Source organism: Serratia sp. D1N4 (genome assembly GCF_054552755.1).
The window spans coordinates 3,332,381-3,349,428 of the sequence record NZ_CM137274.1 but is presented as its reverse complement, the minus strand read 5'-3'; the positions used below and the strand labels follow the sequence as shown (position 1 = coordinate 3,349,428).

Sequence of the window (17,048 nt, the reverse complement as noted above, 5' to 3'; positions counted from 1 at the left end):
CATGTCACCAGGCTGACCGCTGCCTGACAAGTTTGTCAGAATCGGTACTGAAGCTATTTTCACCAAAGGAAAGGGAGGTTTTTGCGATAAGCGAAGGCCTGTGACAACGCGAATATCGAGTGAATACAGGTTATACGGTGATTGATTACCCCTTAAGCAAAGCGAGTTAAGCCATAATTAGACGTTCTTAATTTTTAACCTGCGATGCCAAACCTCACATAACGATGTGCCTCTTTTTCAGCGAGTTCACTGTTTATGGCGAGAGTCAGCCCGAAGGTATTGATCCCATTCTGGCTACTGGCAAACACATCGCCACGATGCATTATCGCCACCGCCCTGACGATGGAAAGTCCGAGTCCATGGTGTGTATCACTGCGTGTACGGGAAGGATCAGCACGATAAAAACGTTCAAACAAACGTTTCAGGTGCTGATCTGAGATGGCTGAACCAATGTTGGCGACCGCGATGGAGGCCAGATTATTCTCTCTGCCGATCGTCACCTTCACGGTGGTACCAGGAACAGCATGTCGGGCGCTGTTTTCCAGTAAATTCGCTAGAGCGCGGTGGAAAAGTCGCCGATCAATGCGTGCCGTGAGATCTCCCTCGACATGAATAGACAGGTTTTTTTCAGCGAATGACGGCTCCACATACTCCGTGGTCTTGTAGGTCTCTTCACTCAGAGACACGTCGGTTAACTGGGTTGCATGCTCCCCAGCCTGAGCATGGGAGAGGAACAGCATATCGTTGACGATAGAGGTCATTCTCTCGAGTTCTTCCAGATTGGACTCCAGTAACTCCTCGAGTTCATGCGTTTCGCGTTGCCGTGACAGACCGAGTTGCGTTTGCCCCATCAGATTGGTCAGCGGGGTTCTCAGTTCATGAGCCACATCGGCGTTAAAACTTTCAAGTTGTCGCCAGGCGATTTCCTGCCGTTCGAGTACACCATTGAATGCCACGGCCAGCTTTTGCAGTTCATCCGGCAGCGTTGAGGTATCCAGGCGCTGCCCGTAATTTCCCGGTGCGAGGTGATGGGCCTGGGCGCTGAGTTTGTTGACAGGGCGCATGCCTATTCTTGCAATCACAAACCCCAACAGGGCCACTAATAAAACACCGATTGTGCTGATGAAGATCAGTGTACGGGTAAATTCATTCAGGGTACCCATATACGGTGTGGAGTCGATGGCCACTACATAGCGCAGTGCGGGGCGCTCCCCTTGGGCAGGAATTTCCGACATCAATATAAACAGAGAGCATGACTCTTCTGTGGCACCGGGAACTTTGCTGAATCCTTTGTTCAGCGAAGCCCAGGTTACACCGCTAGGTGGCGGGCCACCCACCTGAAGCCGGGGATCCTCACTGAGGATCCAATACTGTACGCGGCCACCCTCAGCCGTGGCCAAATCGGTAAATTTGGTCGTCAGCGTTTGCCAGCCGTCTAGCGTGGTGCGGGAGAGGATCCAGGGTGCCATCAGCGACTCCCTGAACTGCAATTCGTTATGCATTTGCTTTTGCAATGAATCATGCAGGGAACTCCGCAGCACAATACCCAGAACTGAAACGATCAGTATGGAGGCCAAGGCAAACATCAGCGCCAATCGTCCAGAGATAGAACGCTTAATCATGATAACTCTCTCTATTTAGCCTGGCGTTCGGGGCGGGTTTCAAGGACATATCCCATGCCTCGCACCGTATGCAGCAGTTTGACCGGGTAGGGTGCATCAATTTTCGCCCTCAGGCGTTTTATCGCGACCTCAACCACATTGGCATCGCTGTCAAAATTCATGTCCCAGACCTGCTCTGCAATCATCATTTTTGACAGGATCTCTCCCTGATGTCTGGCTAACAGGCTTAACAGAGCGAACTCTTTTGCGGTCAGTTCAAGACGTTCACCGGCTCTTGTGACACGCCTTGCCAGCAGGTCAAGATGCAGATCGTTAATGTGCAATTGAGTAACATCTACGCCATCACTCGGACGTCGCCGCAACAACGCCTGGATACGGGCAACCAGTTCAATCAGCGAAAAAGGTTTAGGCATATAGTCGTCCGCACCCTGACGCAGACCCTTGACACGTTCATCAACCGAACCGCGAGCAGATAACATCAGCACCGGGGTTTGCTTGCTGGCGCGAAGACCTTCCAGAACACTATAACCATCCATGCCAGGCAACATGACATCCAGCACAATCGCATCGTAATCATACTCGAGGGCCAGGTACAATCCGTCCGTACCGTTGGCTGCCACATCTACGGTAAAACCCAGTTCGCTGAGTGCGCGATTGATATAGGAAGACGTCTTCTCCTCATCTTCTACCAACAGTAACCGCATGTTCGTATCTCCCTTACCCATCAGGGCAATAAACGTCTTATTTCACTTATCTTAGAGGTTCATGACCAACACCAAGCTGACATTTTCCTGACATTTTTGTCAGAAAAGTATTTTTCTAACTGACAGAAATGTTATCTGGCCGTCATGCTGATGTCAGCATGCCCCCCGTAGACTACCTGCAAGCCTACCCCCTCGCAAAAAAGACCAAAAGGAGTGTCGGGGTAATACGTTGTTTATTTTAGATATCTGGAGGTTTCTTGAAATGAAATACAACGTTTTTAAAACAACATTATTAGCGGCAGTGATCACTCTTTCATCTGGGGGCGCAATGGCAGCAGATTATAAATTAAATCCGTTTACGTTGACCTATGACGGCGCGATTACTAAAAATGTGAAAGGAAAAGTCAATATTCACCCGGTCACTTACAAGTTGAATGGGCTGGACATTGCAGCCAACGTGTATACCCCGGCGAATTATGACCCCGCTAAAAAATACCCGGCAGTCGTTGTGGCTCACCCCAATGGCGGTGTGAAAGAGCAGGTTGCTGGCTTGTATGCCCAGCGTCTGGCAGAACAGGGCTACATTACCATTACTGCTGATGCGGCGTATCAGGGCGCGAGCGGTGGTTTGCCCCGTAATGTCGACAAACCGGCGTACCGGATTGAAGACATTCACGGCATGGCAGATTTCATCACCCAGTATCCTGGCGTAGACACTGTCCGTTTAGGCCTGCTGGGTATCTGCGGAGGAGGAGGCTACTCCTTGAAGGCAGGGCAAACCGACAAACGATTTAACGCCATTGCTACGTTGAGCATGTTTGACTCTGGCCTAGTAAGACGCAACGGTTATCAAGATTCACAACTCGCCACGATACAAGAACGTCTAAAGCAAGCCTCCGATGCGCGAGCACAGGAGGCCTCTGGCGGTGAGGTTATTTATCTGGGTGATGCCAAGCTGACGGATGAACAAATTGCCAAACTGCCGTTTGACCTCTATCGGCAGGGTTTTGAGTACTACGGCAAGACTCACGCACACCCCAACTCGACCTTCAGATACACCGCCAGCAGTCTTCTCGACTTAATGAGATTCGATGCGGCAAGCAATATGGATTTAATTAATAAGCCGCTATTGATGATAGCAGGCAGTAAAGCCGACTCTCTGTATATGAGTGAAAAAGCGTTTAAAGGCGCGAGCAACGCGAAAGATAAGGAACTGTTCCTGATTGACGGTGCAACCCATATTGAAACCTATTGGAAACCGGAATATGTGAATCAGGCCATGGGGAAACTGGATCAGTTTTACGGGAAAAACTTATAAGAATAAAGCGACTCACACCCCTCTCTTATCTTGCGTCAACACATGCGGATAGAAGTATCACTTTGTCTGTTATGCCGCTGCCATAGTCATTTTTATGGCAGCAGTATCGGCCTGCCCAGCGAGGGCATTGACGATCACGGATGACTCACTTTACCTCTAGGCGAACGCTATGAATACATTATGGTTCACTCCACTGACAAAATATCTGATTTTATTTCTGGCGTTCACTGTCAGTAGTGTAAATGCAAAAGACGAGGCAGTAGATGGCAACACGCGACGGATCCTGATTGTCTATTTCTCTCAACCTGAGGATGTAAAATTAGATGGGGTCGATGGTATATCGGGGGCGAGCGTATTGCAAAAAAACAGTGTGGTTCTGGGCAGTACCCAGTATGTGGCACAGATTATCCAGAAGGAAACCGGCGGCGATTTATTCCGCATTGAAACGGTTAAACCCTATCCTAATCAGCATGATCCTCTGTTGAAATATGCAGAACAAGAAGTGAAAGATGGGGCTCGGCCCGAATTGAAAGAAAAAATAGAAAATATTGCCGATTATGAGCAGATATTTATTGGTTATCCCATCTGGTGGTACAAAATGCCAATGGCGATGTACAGCTTTTTTGAACAGCATGATTTTAGTGGAAAAAAGCTTATCCCCTTTACTACCCATGGTGGCAGTCGTTTCTCTGACTCGTTGCGCGAAATCAAACGTCTTCAACCCAATGCACAGTTGGTAACCCAAGGCCTCGCCATCTCAAGAAATGATGTGACGGATGAGGATACGCCAACGGAGATTATCAACTGGTTAAGAAAATTACCGAATAGGCTGTGATAGCAGGTCAGTGAATGAAAGCAAAATATAAATTCCAAGTTGTGCAGGATATAGTAATGATGATTATCCTGTTGTCGCTGATGGGGTTTCATCTGTGGGGGGAAAGTATTCATGAATGGTTGGGTATGGTCTTTTTAATGTTCCTTTTTCTCCATAATGGGCTAAATATTCACTGGTTTAGAAAACTGGTTCAGGGGAGGTATTCTGCTTTCAGGTTCATGCAAGTCAGCGTAAATCTCTTACTGGTACTGCTACTGTTATCTGCCATTATCAGTGGACTGATGTTATCAAAACATCTCTTGCCTGATTTACCCATTCACAGTTCCTCTGATCTGGTCAGAAAGGTCCACATGACCAGTGTTCATTGGGGGCAAATCATCATTGCCGTCCATTTGGGCATGCACTGGAAAATGCTAGCCAATTTTTTTGCTAAGGTCTGGAATATTTCACCTCTCTCGTTTCTCTCAACGCGATTGATGCCCGCTATTTTCTTCAGTATTACGGTGTATGGACTGCATGCTTTCATTTGCCGCAATTTACTACCTTATTTGCTTCTTCAAGTCGATTTTGCCTTTTTTAATTTTGAAGAGTCTAAGGTTTTTTTCTATTTTGACTTCTTTGCTATTACCATTTTATTTGCATCTCTGATGCGGTTTACAGGGGCTATTTATTCACATTGGCAAGGTTAATTGGTTCGGTATGAAAATTCGCAAAAAATAGTGGGATCGCCATCGTTCAGTTAATCAGTGGGGGCAGTTCAGATATACCCGAATTTTAGACTGTTAGCCGGGCACTGAAAAGCAAATACCCCGCTTAGGCAACTAAGTGGGATTTTCTAATTTGTTCCGTGAGCTCGGATGGGCTATGTTCTGCAAGTTGATCGGTCTAAACTGATGACATTATTGGGATAATGGCGCTAGAAATGGCATAGCCAAGGATACCATAATTTAGCCGATTCGAGTCCCAATGAAGCCCCCAAAACGTTGGATGCCAGTATACCAATATGGAACAGAGTATAATTTGATTTGAAAAAAGGGATCTTACTTTGAGACACCATGGACAACAGTGGCTGTCCATGGCATTAAATTTATGGCTCCTCTGACTGGACTCGAACCAGTGACATACGGATTAACAGTCCGCCGTTCTACCGACTGAACTACAGAGGAATCGTGTGAACGGGGCGCATGATAACGGCGGGCTGTGGGTTTGTCAAAGCACTAAAGTGAGAAAAAAGTGTGTTTGCTGGCAGATTGAGCATCCTGGATTGTTTTTCAGCACTTCTCATTGGTCAAGGGCAGTAAAAATAGCCTACTCATCTTTTAAGGTAATGATATTTATCAATTCGATGTTATTATTCTTTATGTTCCGCATGGATTATTTTTAAGATTATTCTATGCTATTCTGGAAGATGTTCTGTGATGATAAGGCTATTGTGACCTTTGCGGGCCTTGTCAGGGTTATGCCTGTTACTCTATGCTACGCAAAGTCATTTTTATGGCGGTAAACCACACCGTTCCTTTGTTTCCCGGAGTTTCCCAGTAATGAAAAAAACAATCGCGGTAGCCGCAGTGTGTGTGTTGATGGCAGGGTGCCAGAATATGAATCAGCGCCCTAAAGCCAACACTGCCCCTGTGGCAACGCCGCGCCCGGCCGCTGTGACTCAACCGGTGGCACAGCCTGTAATTTCTGAAAGCACAGAGACATTGGTCGGTTCATGCATGAAAGAACTGAATGCGTTGCAGCAGGTCAATCAAGCGATGTACCAGACTCGCAGCATTGAATTGAACCATATTCTGTCGGAAGCTAAGCTGTATATGCGGGTTCGTGACAACGTAAGCACTGATATCCATCAAATCATGGATGCCGCTTATAAATTCCGTATTTCAAAAACCTGCAATCAGATCAGAACCGACCTGACCAAAGCACTGGTTCAGCGTGTTGTTGGTTCGTAAAGCTTCTCTTTAGGAGCAGATCGTATTCAAGATTTCTTGGCATACGTGTTTTTACAGTAGAAACGCTCTCATTTGGGAGCGTTTTTGTTTTTATCCCTGCCATCGCCAGTGTTGATGCTGTTGAAAAAAACAGTGAAACCATAATGTGATCTATATCGCGTTTTTACCGCTAATTGGCTAATATATCGTCATTGCCCGCCCCTGCTATGGATCACCTTAATGGAAGATATCAGTCCTTCCCGCTCAACTGCCTGGATGCGCGTGGTTGTTCTCGCCGTTTCAGCATTTATCTTCAATACTACCGAATTTATCCCGGTCGGATTATTGAGTGACATCGCCCAGAGCTTTGAGATGCAAACCGAACAGGTTGGCCTGATCATCACTATTTATGCTTGGATCGTTGCCACCGCATCGCTGATCTGTATGCTGCTGACCAGCAAGATTGAACGGCGCAAACTGCTGATCGGGGTATTTGTCCTGTTTATTGTCAGCCATGTGCTCACCGCAGTGGCGTGGAACTTCACCACGTTAGTAATCTCTCGTGCCGGTGTGGCGCTGGCGCACTCGGTGTTCTGGTCGATCACCGCGTCGTTGGCGATCCGCGTTGCTCCTGCGGGCAAAAAAGCGCAGGCGTTGAGCATGCTGGCAGGGGGCACTGCGTTGGCAATGGTGCTCGGGCTGCCGTTAGGGCGGGTGATCGGGCAACTGCTTGGTTGGCGCATGACCTTTATCGGTATTGCTATTTGCGCCACCCTGGCGCTGCTGATGTTGTGGCGTTTGCTGCCGGAGCTGAAAAGCGAGCATTCCGGTTCACTCTCCAGCGTACCTGTGTTGTTCAAACGCCCGGCGTTAGTCAGCCTGTTTATGTTGACCATTATTGTGGTGACGGCACATTTCACCGCCTACAGCTACATCGAACCCTTTATTCAGAACGTGGCGGCGCTGACGGCAAACTTTACCACGCTGATGTTGTTGCTGTTCGGGGCGGCCGGTATTCTCGGCAGCCTGCTGTTTAGCCGCTACAGCGAACGCTTGCCCTCGGGCTTCTTTATTGGCGCGATTGGGTTGTTAGCCGTCAGCCTGTTGCTGCTGTTGCCCGCTTCGGGGAGTGAAACTGCGTTGACGCTGCTGTGCGTGGTGTGGGGCATGGCGATTATGGCGATTGGCCTCTCGATGCAGGCCAACGTATTGCGCCTGGCACCGGATGCTACCGATGTTGCCATGTCGATCTACTCCGGCCTGTATAACTTTGGTATCGGTGCAGGTGCGTTGCTGGGTAACCAGGTCAGCCTGCATCTGGGGATGTCGAATATTGGTTTTGTTGGTGCGCCGCTCGCGCTGATCGCACTGGGCTGGTGTGTGCTGAGTTTTTACCGCAGCGAACGTTTGCAGCAGCAGCGGGTTTGATAAGAATTGGCCCTACAGGGCCAATCTCCTACCTTGAAACTCTCGAGCCTTGGGCTGTTCTTGACGACTTAGTTACCGCTTGAGGGATTTTTTGCCTCCAACGCCGTTACCATCGTCGTTGATCAAAATGTAACTGATACTGCCAGGTTGCCAGTTCGCTTCGCCATTGATATCCAGCGTCTTGCTGGAAAAAGGGGCCAACATACCTATTTCTGCCGGGTAGGATTTACCACCGCCCGTAAGGCTGGCTGCACTGAAGGTAGCGTAATAAGGTGAGGTATTTTCGACTTTAAGTTTCAGCACACCAGGCTGTCTGATCAGGCTGAACTGTTGCTGTTCTGTCAGTTTCTCGACATTCGGCTTCAGGTTCTTCGGGCGATAGAACATCTTCAACTGTAGGCGCACTGCCACTTTCACCGCAGAAACACCGGGCGGTAAGTTGGCGTCAGTGGGGGGGATCTCGTAGATATTCAGCCAGTAAAGGGATTCACGGTCCTGTGGCTGCTGTATCTGAGTGGCCAGCAGGCGCAGGTTTTTCCTTTCTCCCGGCTCTAGCCGGAAAATCCCCGGCAGTGGCAACACCGGGACGTCTCCTGCCGTTTCTGGTGTCCCTTCCGGGGCACCATTATCGATCCAGGTCTGCACAATTACCGGATAAGGATTACCGTTCGACAACAGTAGTGAACGTTCGCGATCGGCAGCGGAAAACACCACGCGCGATGATTCAATAATCACGCCTGCCTGTGCCCAACTGCTGAACAACAGCGCGCCTGCAATACATAATCCGGTTAATTTTCGCATCATTGCACCTGAATAATGACCTGCGCCGTCGCGCTTACTTTGCCCGCGGTAACCGTTTTGCCCGGCAGGGCTTTCAGCGTGGCATTAAGGTTTTTAGTATAGGTGGTTACGCCATTGACGACACCCCCTGCGGTTGCGTCCGTCAATACCGGGTACCAGCCCGCATTGTTGCCCCCCAGCACCGAACCACTCAGCGTACTGAGCAGGTTCAGCACCGTGCCGTTAGTGCGTGAAATTTGAATGCCCACGCCGCTGGCGACGTTGGGATCGGTGCCATAGCCATCGGATAAAAGATAGCTGACGCCTGAGCCGGCGGTACCAAATCCAGCGGATACCGCCGCCGCCGCGTTGGCGGGTTGTACCAAAATCCCCATTGCTGTCTGGTTGGCAGCAACTCCGCTAGCCAATGCCACTAGGCCAGCATTGGCAGGGGCCCCGGTCTGGCAGGCAAACTGAATCGTTATCGGCATCTGGCGTGTCACGCCGGATTTCAGTTCCGCTACCGTGATCAGCGGGAAGACAACCGTAGGGGTCACGTTAGTGACCGAACAGCTCGCCGCCCGGCGGACATAGATACGGTTATGCAGGTTGACCGCGCCCGGCCAATAACCGTACCAACCACCGTATATTGATAAGGAGTCTGCGCCAATGCTTAGATTGGAGGAAAGGGTTCCCCCCTTAAAAGCGATATAAGTGTTGGGCTGTGTCCAATTGACAACGCCGGTAGTGGTCGAACCTGCGGAGTTACTCAGGCGAAACAGCTCTACTTTGGTATTGCTAAAGTTTTTGGCCTTGACCAGTATCCACCCCAGTGAGTCCGTATCCAGGTTGGTCAAAGGGCGCGCTTTCCAGTAACGAGAGTAATATTCGCCAGTAACCAGATTAGTCGCTCTCAGGGCTACGCCATCAATAATAGTTTGATAAGACTCTGGTAAGCCATAGGCAGAACCTACCTCTACGTAGCCAGCGTAGGTTGAGTCACCGTTGGTGGCATAGTACTCGAACAGCTTTCCAGCTTCGCTAGCGGTGCAGCGGAATAGGATTTGATCTGAACTGTATGTTTGAGCCCCCGACTGTAGGAAGTCAACAATACCGCTGGCAATCAATGTTCCATTCGGCTGAAAGGTGCTGCTGTTGACATTGATAACGCTCTGTACGGTACCCATAGAACCTGCCGAATCAACGGAGCCGTCCCAATTGGCTGCTGTCCCTTTACCTGCTTCGGTGTAATAAGCTGAGGCTGAGTTAGTAGTATATCCTGTTATTTTGTAACACTCTGCCCAACTCGGTGTTGCCAGAGTGATGCCAGCTAACGCCAGCAACACGGCAGTAAAATTTTTGCTCATACCTGTCTCCCGTTTTGAGCTGAGCATCAGTGGCTGGTGCACGGCAACTCCAGACGATACAGTGACTGTGTCATGTCCTGACTGCTTAAATCGTAATTCAGTGTGCACTGCTCGCTGGCAGATTCGCCCCACTTCACGCGCAAGGTTCCTTGCTTACCTGCGGCACGGGCATAAATTTGATTGCCCTGACCCACCAGGCCGATAACGGTGTTATTGCTATCATAAACGTTGCTGCCTAACGGCAAGTTGCCGCTTTGTGCACCAAGTAACTTGATCAGCAACGCATAACCTTCCAGCGTTTTGAAGCGCACTTTGACCACTGAACCGGCATAAGGCGCTATACGCTGCTGGTTCTCGGTGAGTTCGGCACTTGCGTTCTCAATCCCTTTGGCATCAAGGCCGATATCGTTATAACGATAGGGCACCAGAGAAGGGACAATGGCATAACCGGAACTATTGATTTTTGCACCCATGCCGTTAATCACATCAGCACCTTTTACCCCATCCGCTTCAACCAGCCCAAAGGTATCGCCCAGATAAGGGCCGAACGTCACACCGCCGCTATGCAACACGGCGGCTCCACGTACGCTGGCACCACCCTGAGTATAATTCTTGCCCTGTGAGAAGTTGCCGCCTACGGTGGCTACAGACATCTGTTTGGTCAGGTTGGTACCAAAACTGGCCCCGGTACCGCCAGAGTCGAAAGCACCATTAACAGTATAGCTTAGGCTCTGATCTTCCCCGAGAGTCCCTGCCAATGCGCTTTGGTAGTTAGTATTGCCGTTAGCACCGGTGGAGTGGCTGATACCTGACGACAGGATCGGCGAGCGTGAGCCTGCACCCAGCGGGATGGAAACCGAGAACATAACAATATTCTGCGTGCTACCGTTGGCCGCATCTCCTGCTGACTGCACACCATAGCGTGTACTGCCGGTTTGCTGACGGCTGAGCGACAGGTTATAGCTGATATTGTTAAAACTGTGCGAATAGGCCATCTGATACTGGGTATCACGTCCACGGTTTCCGCGGTAAGTGCTGGTGGAGCCGGAGAAATAGATCTGGCCGTATTCCCCTAAGCTTTGGCTCACCGTTGCGACAAACTGATTGCTCTGCTGATAGGTGCTGGATGACCAGACGTTGTTGTTTTCATACGCATTGCGTAATCCCAGGACGTCGTTCAAGTCGCGATAGCCCTGAGTCGAGTAGCGATACCCGGCCAGCGCCAGCGTGGTAGAGGTCGGAATAAAGGTGCGGCTGTAGGTTGTACCCAGGCGCCAACCATCCAGAGTCTTGCCCCACATGTCTGCCCGCGAATACACGGCATTGACGCCCACCGCACCAAGCTGACTGCTGAACACGGCCCCACCGAGTAATGCCTGGTAGCCGTCAGAAACACGGATACCTGAATTGGTGGTAATGGCGTTGGTCAAACCCGCCTGATAGGTCAAATCGGCAAACGTCGCATTGCTGTTACCGATGTTGCGGACCTGCCCGGCAGCGATGCTCAGGTTAGAATGCCCTGGTCGCATCGAGTCTGGTACGGCAGAGAATGGCACCGTAAAGGAAGAAATGCGACCATCGGCTTCCTGTACTTCTACCACCAGGTCGCCTTGGAAACTGGTCGGATACAAGTCATCAATGATGAATGCGCCGGGTGCGACGGTGGTCTGATAAATCTGCACCCCTGACTGGCGCACGCTGACTTTGGCCGTGGTAGATGCTACGCCGCGAATGGTCGGCGCATAGCCACGTTGTGATTCGGGCAGCATACGATCGTCGGTTTCAAACAAAATACCGCGAAAACCCAGGCTACTGAACAGGCTGCCAGAGGTGAAGCTTTCACCGAGCGTCAACTGCCCTCCGATCGACGGCAGTGGGCGCTGTACGTAGGTGCGTATCGAGTTCCACTGGCTGTTGCTGGTGCTTTTATCGCTGTTATAACGCGTAAAGCTCGACTGCTGGCGGAATTGCCACAGGCCAAGGTTAATACCCGAGTTCAGCCCCAGATAGGTTGAGTCCGTGGTATTACCTGATGCTCTCGTCTGGTAGTAGTTGCTGTCGTAATTGGTGAACGCCACGGTTTCACCCGAAGAGAGATCGCTGGTCGGCACGGCGCCACGCGCTTCGCGCTTCATCAACAATTGTGGTACGGAAAGATCCAGGCGCAGGCGTGCAAAATCAAAACGGCTGGATGCGCCATCGACCTGTTGTTCCAGGTTCAGGCAATTGGGCACATTCTCAGCTTTGACTTTGATTGCGCTAGGTAAAATGCCCGCGTCAAGCAGCATATCCTCTGACAGGCAGGCCGAGACCTGGCCTTGCTCCCCTGCGGTGAATTGCAGAGATTTTCGGGTAAAGAAATCACCGTTGACGAAGATATCAACCTGATAAGTGCCGGGCTCAATGGTGTTAGCCTGATTAAAACGAGCAATGCTCTTTTGTTCTTTGGCACTGCCCACCAGCATGCTGTCATCGAATTCAAACTGGCTGTTGGTGGTGGCTGCGAAGGCTTGCGGTATCAGCAGCCCCAGCAACAGCGCCAACGGCTTGAGCCGAGCCCCATTTATCGGTGAATTAACCAACACTGCCTTCCCTTGGCGAATATCGGAATAGCGTGGGGAAATGGTTATTTTTGCGTGCATTCCTTTAGTCCCTAAAACGCGAAATCCTGGTACTGCGAATTAATACGGCCGATCAGTTGAGACGGCTTTCCTGGTAGGTGTGACCACCGTAGTCATTGACCAACGTGAATTTCACTTTCTGTGCACCGGCAGGGGACTGGGCACCTTTTTCTAACTTCCAGCTAGCCTGCGACTTTGGTGCCACCATCTCCGTCTTGAATGGCACTTCTTTATTGCCCACCACTACGGCGGCTTTGATAAAGGAAGCATAGAAACCGGAATCATTCTTCGCCGTCAGCACCCATTGCCCTGCCTGTTGATTCAGAGAGAAATGAAGCTGTTCTGCGACTTTTTCTGAGCTACCGACGATATTTTTAGGACGATAGAAAATTTTTAGCCGGTTACGCAGCACCACCAGCATCTGGTTATCTGCATCATTGGCTATATTCTTCGGTGGGATCTGCACACTGTTCAGGTAAAACACCGATTCGCGATCCTGTGGCAAATCCTTGCCGGTAAATACCAAGCGGACTGACTGGCCGGTTTTCGGCTCAATACGGAACAGGGCGGGTACCACGACAAAGGGCCCATCAGCACTGTCAGGTGTTGAGGTAGGATTGTTGATGTCTGACCACATCTGCATCACATACGGAATACTGTCATTATTGGTGAATTGTACCGTCTGTGATTGGGAGTCCGCTGGGTAGATGATCCTGGTATTGAGCATGACTACGCTGGCGGTTAGGGGGGCAGAAAGCAACATAAGGAATGCGGAGAACGCGCCAAGCACGGCCCCTGGGTATTTGATCGTCACACGAAGTATCCTCTCGGAATGCCCCTTCCACGGTGGTGGAAGGGGGAGCACTTATTTACTGATAAGATACTGCGTATTGCACGCTACCCAACACAGAACCTGCGGTGGCGGCGTCTTCAGCATAATAGCGCACGGCAAAGTCATGGGATGCAGAAGTTGCACCATTTGCCAGTGACAGACCATTAGCACCGGTTTGGCCGGTCAGATCCAGTGGGGCAGTTGGCGCTGCAGGGTCAACCAACTGCAGAGAAACGTTGGTGGCAGTACCGGTATTGCCCATATTGCCAGTTGAGGTCAGGTTGTTGCCCACAAACACGGTTTTAATTGCGGTGGTACCTACAGAAGCTGTGCAACCGGTCAGGCTGATGGTGAACGGCGTTTGACCTGCAGTAGCACCGGTCTGATCCAATGCGTTAGCCGCAACCGTTGGCAGCAGGATCAGCGGCGTTGAGGCGTTGCCGTTGATGCTAATGTCACAAGTCTGGTCAGCCACTTCACCCTGGAACTTAATGGTGTTGTCAGCCAGTGCAGCGGTGGATAAAACCAGGCCAGCAACAACGATCGCGATTTTGTTCATTTTCATGTTAAAAATTTCCCTTAGGTTAAGTCATTGGCGAATTGATTACTGATTTCGCCGTTTCCTGTGTTTACAACATTACTTTTTATTGACCTGATTCTCGGATAGTTCCTGAATACAACATGCAGCAAACAGTTGGCTTACATGTTTATTTGAGATGAGTCCGATAACACTGTCTCCATGTGTCAGCCAGCCAATCTATGAAAATGCGCTAAATGCGTTTATTGATTAGCCTGCCGTTGACGAGATATATCCTACTTCAATTGGCTTTGATTGGAATCATTAACTATTAAATGATGTATTTTAAGTTTAATGTTCTGTATTTAATGTTTTATTGATGATTTTTAATAATTAAGTATCGCACTGATTTTCGGAGTAGGATATTTAACTAAGTATTTTCCTAAGTTTTTCATCTGGGAAACATCTTATTTCGGGTGGCGGGAGATTGGTGCAGGTCAAATATTGTATTAATGGTGCGGCTGATATTGCAGGTGGTGTTTTTTTAAATTTTTTCTTACATTTACTAAAAAAATGACACCTTTAAAGGCAATCCTTAGTTATGGGACAGAATATTCTGGTATATCTCTGTTTCCATTAGGCATTAACGTTGAAACCTCAATGCTTTCCTCACCAGAGGCACTTCGCTTAATAGGACTTCCGTTCAACCTCGGTTGTGCAGATCCCATGGCTTTAGGCTCAGGGAAGGATGCGTTTGCAGAACGTTGAATGCCCAGTCCACAAAACTTCTTACCCGCACGGACAAGTATTTAGTGCTGGGGTAAATGATATTGAGCTGTCGGGGGGGAAAACTCCACTGCGGTAAAACCGCGCACAGTGCGCCTGCATGTACCAACGATTCGACGGCGAAAGGAGCCGCAGGGCAGATGCCAACACCAGCCACACAGGCGGCAATCGAAACCTCGTTATCATCGAATAACCAATCATAAGGCCCGTCGATCTCCCGGCTTTCTTGGGTTGATTGCAGTTGCCAGATCAGTGGACGATGGTTTCGGCTGCTGAACCAGCTGATTTTCTGGTGTGCTAACAGTTCTTTGGGCGTGTTGACGGGGCCATGAGTCAGAAGGTAATCAGGGGAGGCGTAAAGCCCAAGATGAACATTGCAGATGTGCTTCGCAATCAGGCTGGAATCCTCCAGGTGCCCACCTCGGATAGCGCAATCGATCCCTTCTTCAAAGAGATTGCTAATTCTGTCACTACAACCAAACCGCAGTGAAATATCTGGAAATTTCGCCTTGAATTCGGGTAATCGCGGAGCAAGCAGGTAGCGCGCAATCGATGCCAGCACTTCTACCCGTACCTTGCCCTGTGGATTTGCCGTCTCGCCTTTGAGCGAACCCTCCAACTCTTCTATCTCGCTGAGAATCTCAAGGCAGCGCTCATAGTAGGCGGTTCCCTCTTCTGTCAGGCCCATCGTGCGGGTAGTCCGGTGCAGGAGCCTGATACCCAGAAGGCGTTCAAGGTCGGTGATCCTCTGCGACACCCTGGCTTTGGGCAATTCCAGAGCTTCTGCTGCACGCGTAAAGCTGCCGGTTTCAACCACCCGGACGAAAGTGAGCATTGCGGTAAGTTTGTCCATTTGTTCTCAAAAGTTGAACAGCTATTTCATTTAAAGCGTATTTTTCATCAATTCGAAACCCATTACTCTATTTTCCCTTACTTTCCTGTCGGCGTAGTACTTATGGTATGGGTCAGGCAGACAGAGTATTTACCGGAGAAACCTGATGATGAAATGCGATCCTGATGCAGGACACTGTACCTTGAACGGGCCAGAATATGCTTCGGCGCTGGCTAGTGTGCCACAGATAGAGGGAGTGACCGTCCACTATATTGGCGATCCCATGTGTTCCTGGTGCTGGGGGATTTCACCGGTTGTTAGTCAGATTGCTGATTTCTGTCAGCAGATGGGAGTCAACTTCGCCATCACGACCGGGGGATTACGTGCCGGTGGCGGAGACCCTTGGAACGAGGCCTTCAAGCATTTTCTGCGCAAGGAGTGGAGCCACATTGCCCAAGTCACGGGCCAGCCGTTTGGTTTTGACCTGTTGCAGGCCAGCCACTTCGGCTATGACACCGAACCGGCTTGCCGTGCGGTTGTGGTCGCTAAACAGCTTATGCGGCAAAACAACCAGACACCGCGCGAACTCTTGGCTTTCTTTGCTGCCGTTCAGCGGAAGTTTTATGTTGAAGGTGGCGATCCGAAAGAAACCGAGTTTTACCGTCAACTTTGTGCACAGAGCGGTTTGGATTTTACGCTGTTCAGCCATGCATTTAACTCCAGTGCAGCCAAAAAAGACGTCTACCAGGATTTTGTAAAATGCCGTCAGTGGGGGGTACGTTCTTTCCCCACTTTGCTGTTGGAGAATCATGGCGCAATGAGTACTTTGAGCACCGGCTATGCCAAAGCGGAGCCGATAATTGCGCAAATAAAAGCTCGAGTGGGATCAGATATCGTTTAAAGCGGCTGATCATGAAACCTTAATAAGTGTTAGGAGGATTACCGATGTACTACATTCTGCAAGTTGATTTTCCCTACTCAGGGCCATGGGGAGCCGCCATGCACCAAGTTATGGAGGAACTTGCCCGTTCGATTTCCGAGGAGCCCGGTTTCATCTGGAAATATTGGACAGAGAATCAGCAAGAGAATGAAGCTGGGGGGATTTACCTGTTCAGTGACGAACGTTCTGCGGCTGCGTATCTGAAAAAACACGCCAGCAGGTTAAAAGGCTTCGGCATCCCTAGCGTTAACGGCAAAATTTTTTCGGTTAATGAAGCCTTATCACGGCTCAATCACGCCCCTTTCTAATAATGAAGGCTGTTTAGCTTAACGCTTTTGGGTACACGAACTGCGGGGGAGGGGATAACCTTCCCTGGTAGCAGTCAGATATCGGATAGAGAATGACCGGTTCTGGCGAGTAAGTGTATAAGGCTCGTACAGAGTTCAGATCGCTATGGAACATAAGTCTGACCATTCCTCGTTACATCTTTAAGATGATTCTCAGGAATTATGACTGAGAATTATCCTTGAGAACT

At 49.8% G+C, this 17,048-nt stretch carries 15 protein-coding genes and 1 tRNA gene; 7 read left to right on the top strand and 9 right to left on the bottom strand.

The features are described 5' to 3' along the window. Positions 1 to 194: 194 nt before the first annotated feature. Positions 195 to 1,622, bottom strand: coding sequence for a heavy metal sensor histidine kinase (locus tag ACX1CU_RS15015; RefSeq protein ID WP_459399077.1), 1,428 nt, complete (start codon positions 1,620 to 1,622; stop codon positions 195 to 197). 11 nt (positions 1,623 to 1,633) lie between these two features. Next, positions 1,634 to 2,326, bottom strand: coding sequence for a heavy metal response regulator transcription factor (locus ACX1CU_RS15010; protein ID WP_459399076.1), 693 nt, complete (start codon positions 2,324 to 2,326; stop codon positions 1,634 to 1,636). A 328-nt stretch (positions 2,327 to 2,654) separates the two neighbouring features. Between ACX1CU_RS15010 and ACX1CU_RS15005 the strand changes: the two genes are divergently transcribed. From ACX1CU_RS15005 to ACX1CU_RS14995, 3 genes are all read left to right on the top strand, one after another. Then, complete coding sequence (locus ACX1CU_RS15005) at positions 2,655 to 3,644, top strand: alpha/beta hydrolase (protein WP_459402826.1); 990 nt, start codon at positions 2,655 to 2,657, stop codon at positions 3,642 to 3,644. A gap of 169 nt (positions 3,645 to 3,813) precedes the next feature. Further along, a complete protein-coding gene (locus ACX1CU_RS15000) occupies positions 3,814 to 4,479 on the top strand; it encodes a flavodoxin (RefSeq protein ID WP_459399075.1) in 666 nt (221 codons plus the stop codon). Positions 4,480 to 4,493: 14 nt separating this feature from the next. Further along, positions 4,494 to 5,168 (top strand): DUF4405 domain-containing protein, encoded by a 675-nt coding sequence (locus tag ACX1CU_RS14995; protein WP_459399074.1) that lies wholly within the window; start codon positions 4,494 to 4,496, stop codon positions 5,166 to 5,168. A 401-nt stretch (positions 5,169 to 5,569) separates the two neighbouring features. On the opposite strand, the gene ACX1CU_RS14990 is transcribed toward ACX1CU_RS14995, so the two are convergent. Continuing rightward, a tRNA-Asn gene (locus ACX1CU_RS14990) sits at positions 5,570 to 5,645 on the bottom strand. A 375-nt stretch (positions 5,646 to 6,020) separates the two neighbouring features. Between ACX1CU_RS14990 and ACX1CU_RS14985 the strand changes: the two genes are divergently transcribed. Both ACX1CU_RS14985 and ACX1CU_RS14980 read left to right on the top strand, forming a co-directional pair. After that, on the top strand, positions 6,021 to 6,431 hold the full coding sequence (locus ACX1CU_RS14985) for a hypothetical protein (RefSeq protein WP_459399073.1): 411 nt from the start codon (positions 6,021 to 6,023) through the stop codon (positions 6,429 to 6,431). Positions 6,432 to 6,650: 219 nt separating this feature from the next. Then, entirely contained in the window at positions 6,651 to 7,838 is a 1,188-nt protein-coding gene (locus ACX1CU_RS14980) for a sugar transporter (protein ID WP_459399072.1), read from the top strand. A 72-nt stretch (positions 7,839 to 7,910) separates the two neighbouring features. On the opposite strand, the gene ACX1CU_RS14975 is transcribed toward ACX1CU_RS14980, so the two are convergent. The 6 genes from ACX1CU_RS14975 to ACX1CU_RS14950 form a co-directional block, all read right to left on the bottom strand. Further along, entirely contained in the window at positions 7,911 to 8,642 is a 732-nt protein-coding gene (locus ACX1CU_RS14975; RefSeq protein ID WP_459399071.1) for a fimbrial biogenesis chaperone, read from the bottom strand. Beyond that, the gene (locus ACX1CU_RS14970; RefSeq protein ID WP_459399070.1) at positions 8,639 to 9,985 is read right to left on the bottom strand and encodes a fimbrial protein; all 1,347 of its coding nucleotides are present in this window, start codon (positions 9,983 to 9,985) and stop codon (positions 8,639 to 8,641) included. Before ACX1CU_RS14970 ends, ACX1CU_RS14975 begins: the two co-directional genes overlap by 4 nt. Before the next feature lie 26 nt (positions 9,986 to 10,011). After that, positions 10,012 to 12,588 (bottom strand): fimbria/pilus outer membrane usher protein, encoded by a 2,577-nt coding sequence (locus ACX1CU_RS14965; RefSeq protein ID WP_459402825.1) that lies wholly within the window; start codon positions 12,586 to 12,588, stop codon positions 10,012 to 10,014. 91 nt (positions 12,589 to 12,679) lie between these two features. After that, positions 12,680 to 13,420, bottom strand: coding sequence for a fimbrial biogenesis chaperone (locus ACX1CU_RS14960; RefSeq protein WP_459399069.1), 741 nt, complete (start codon positions 13,418 to 13,420; stop codon positions 12,680 to 12,682). 55 nt (positions 13,421 to 13,475) lie between these two features. Next, positions 13,476 to 13,997, bottom strand: a complete 522-nt coding sequence (locus tag ACX1CU_RS14955) for a fimbrial protein (RefSeq protein ID WP_459402824.1) — start codon at positions 13,995 to 13,997, stop codon at positions 13,476 to 13,478. A gap of 661 nt (positions 13,998 to 14,658) precedes the next feature. Beyond that, positions 14,659 to 15,594 (bottom strand): LysR family transcriptional regulator, encoded by a 936-nt coding sequence (locus ACX1CU_RS14950; RefSeq protein WP_459399068.1) that lies wholly within the window; start codon positions 15,592 to 15,594, stop codon positions 14,659 to 14,661. A 145-nt stretch (positions 15,595 to 15,739) separates the two neighbouring features. On the opposite strand from ACX1CU_RS14950, the gene ACX1CU_RS14945 reads away from it, so the two are divergent. Together ACX1CU_RS14945 and ACX1CU_RS14940 are read left to right on the top strand one after the other, a co-directional pair. Then, positions 15,740 to 16,474, top strand: a complete 735-nt coding sequence (locus tag ACX1CU_RS14945; RefSeq protein WP_459399067.1) for a DsbA family protein — start codon at positions 15,740 to 15,742, stop codon at positions 16,472 to 16,474. A gap of 44 nt (positions 16,475 to 16,518) precedes the next feature. Then, positions 16,519 to 16,821 (top strand): monooxygenase, encoded by a 303-nt coding sequence (locus ACX1CU_RS14940; RefSeq protein ID WP_459399066.1) that lies wholly within the window; start codon positions 16,519 to 16,521, stop codon positions 16,819 to 16,821. Positions 16,822 to 17,048: the final 227 nt, after the last annotated feature.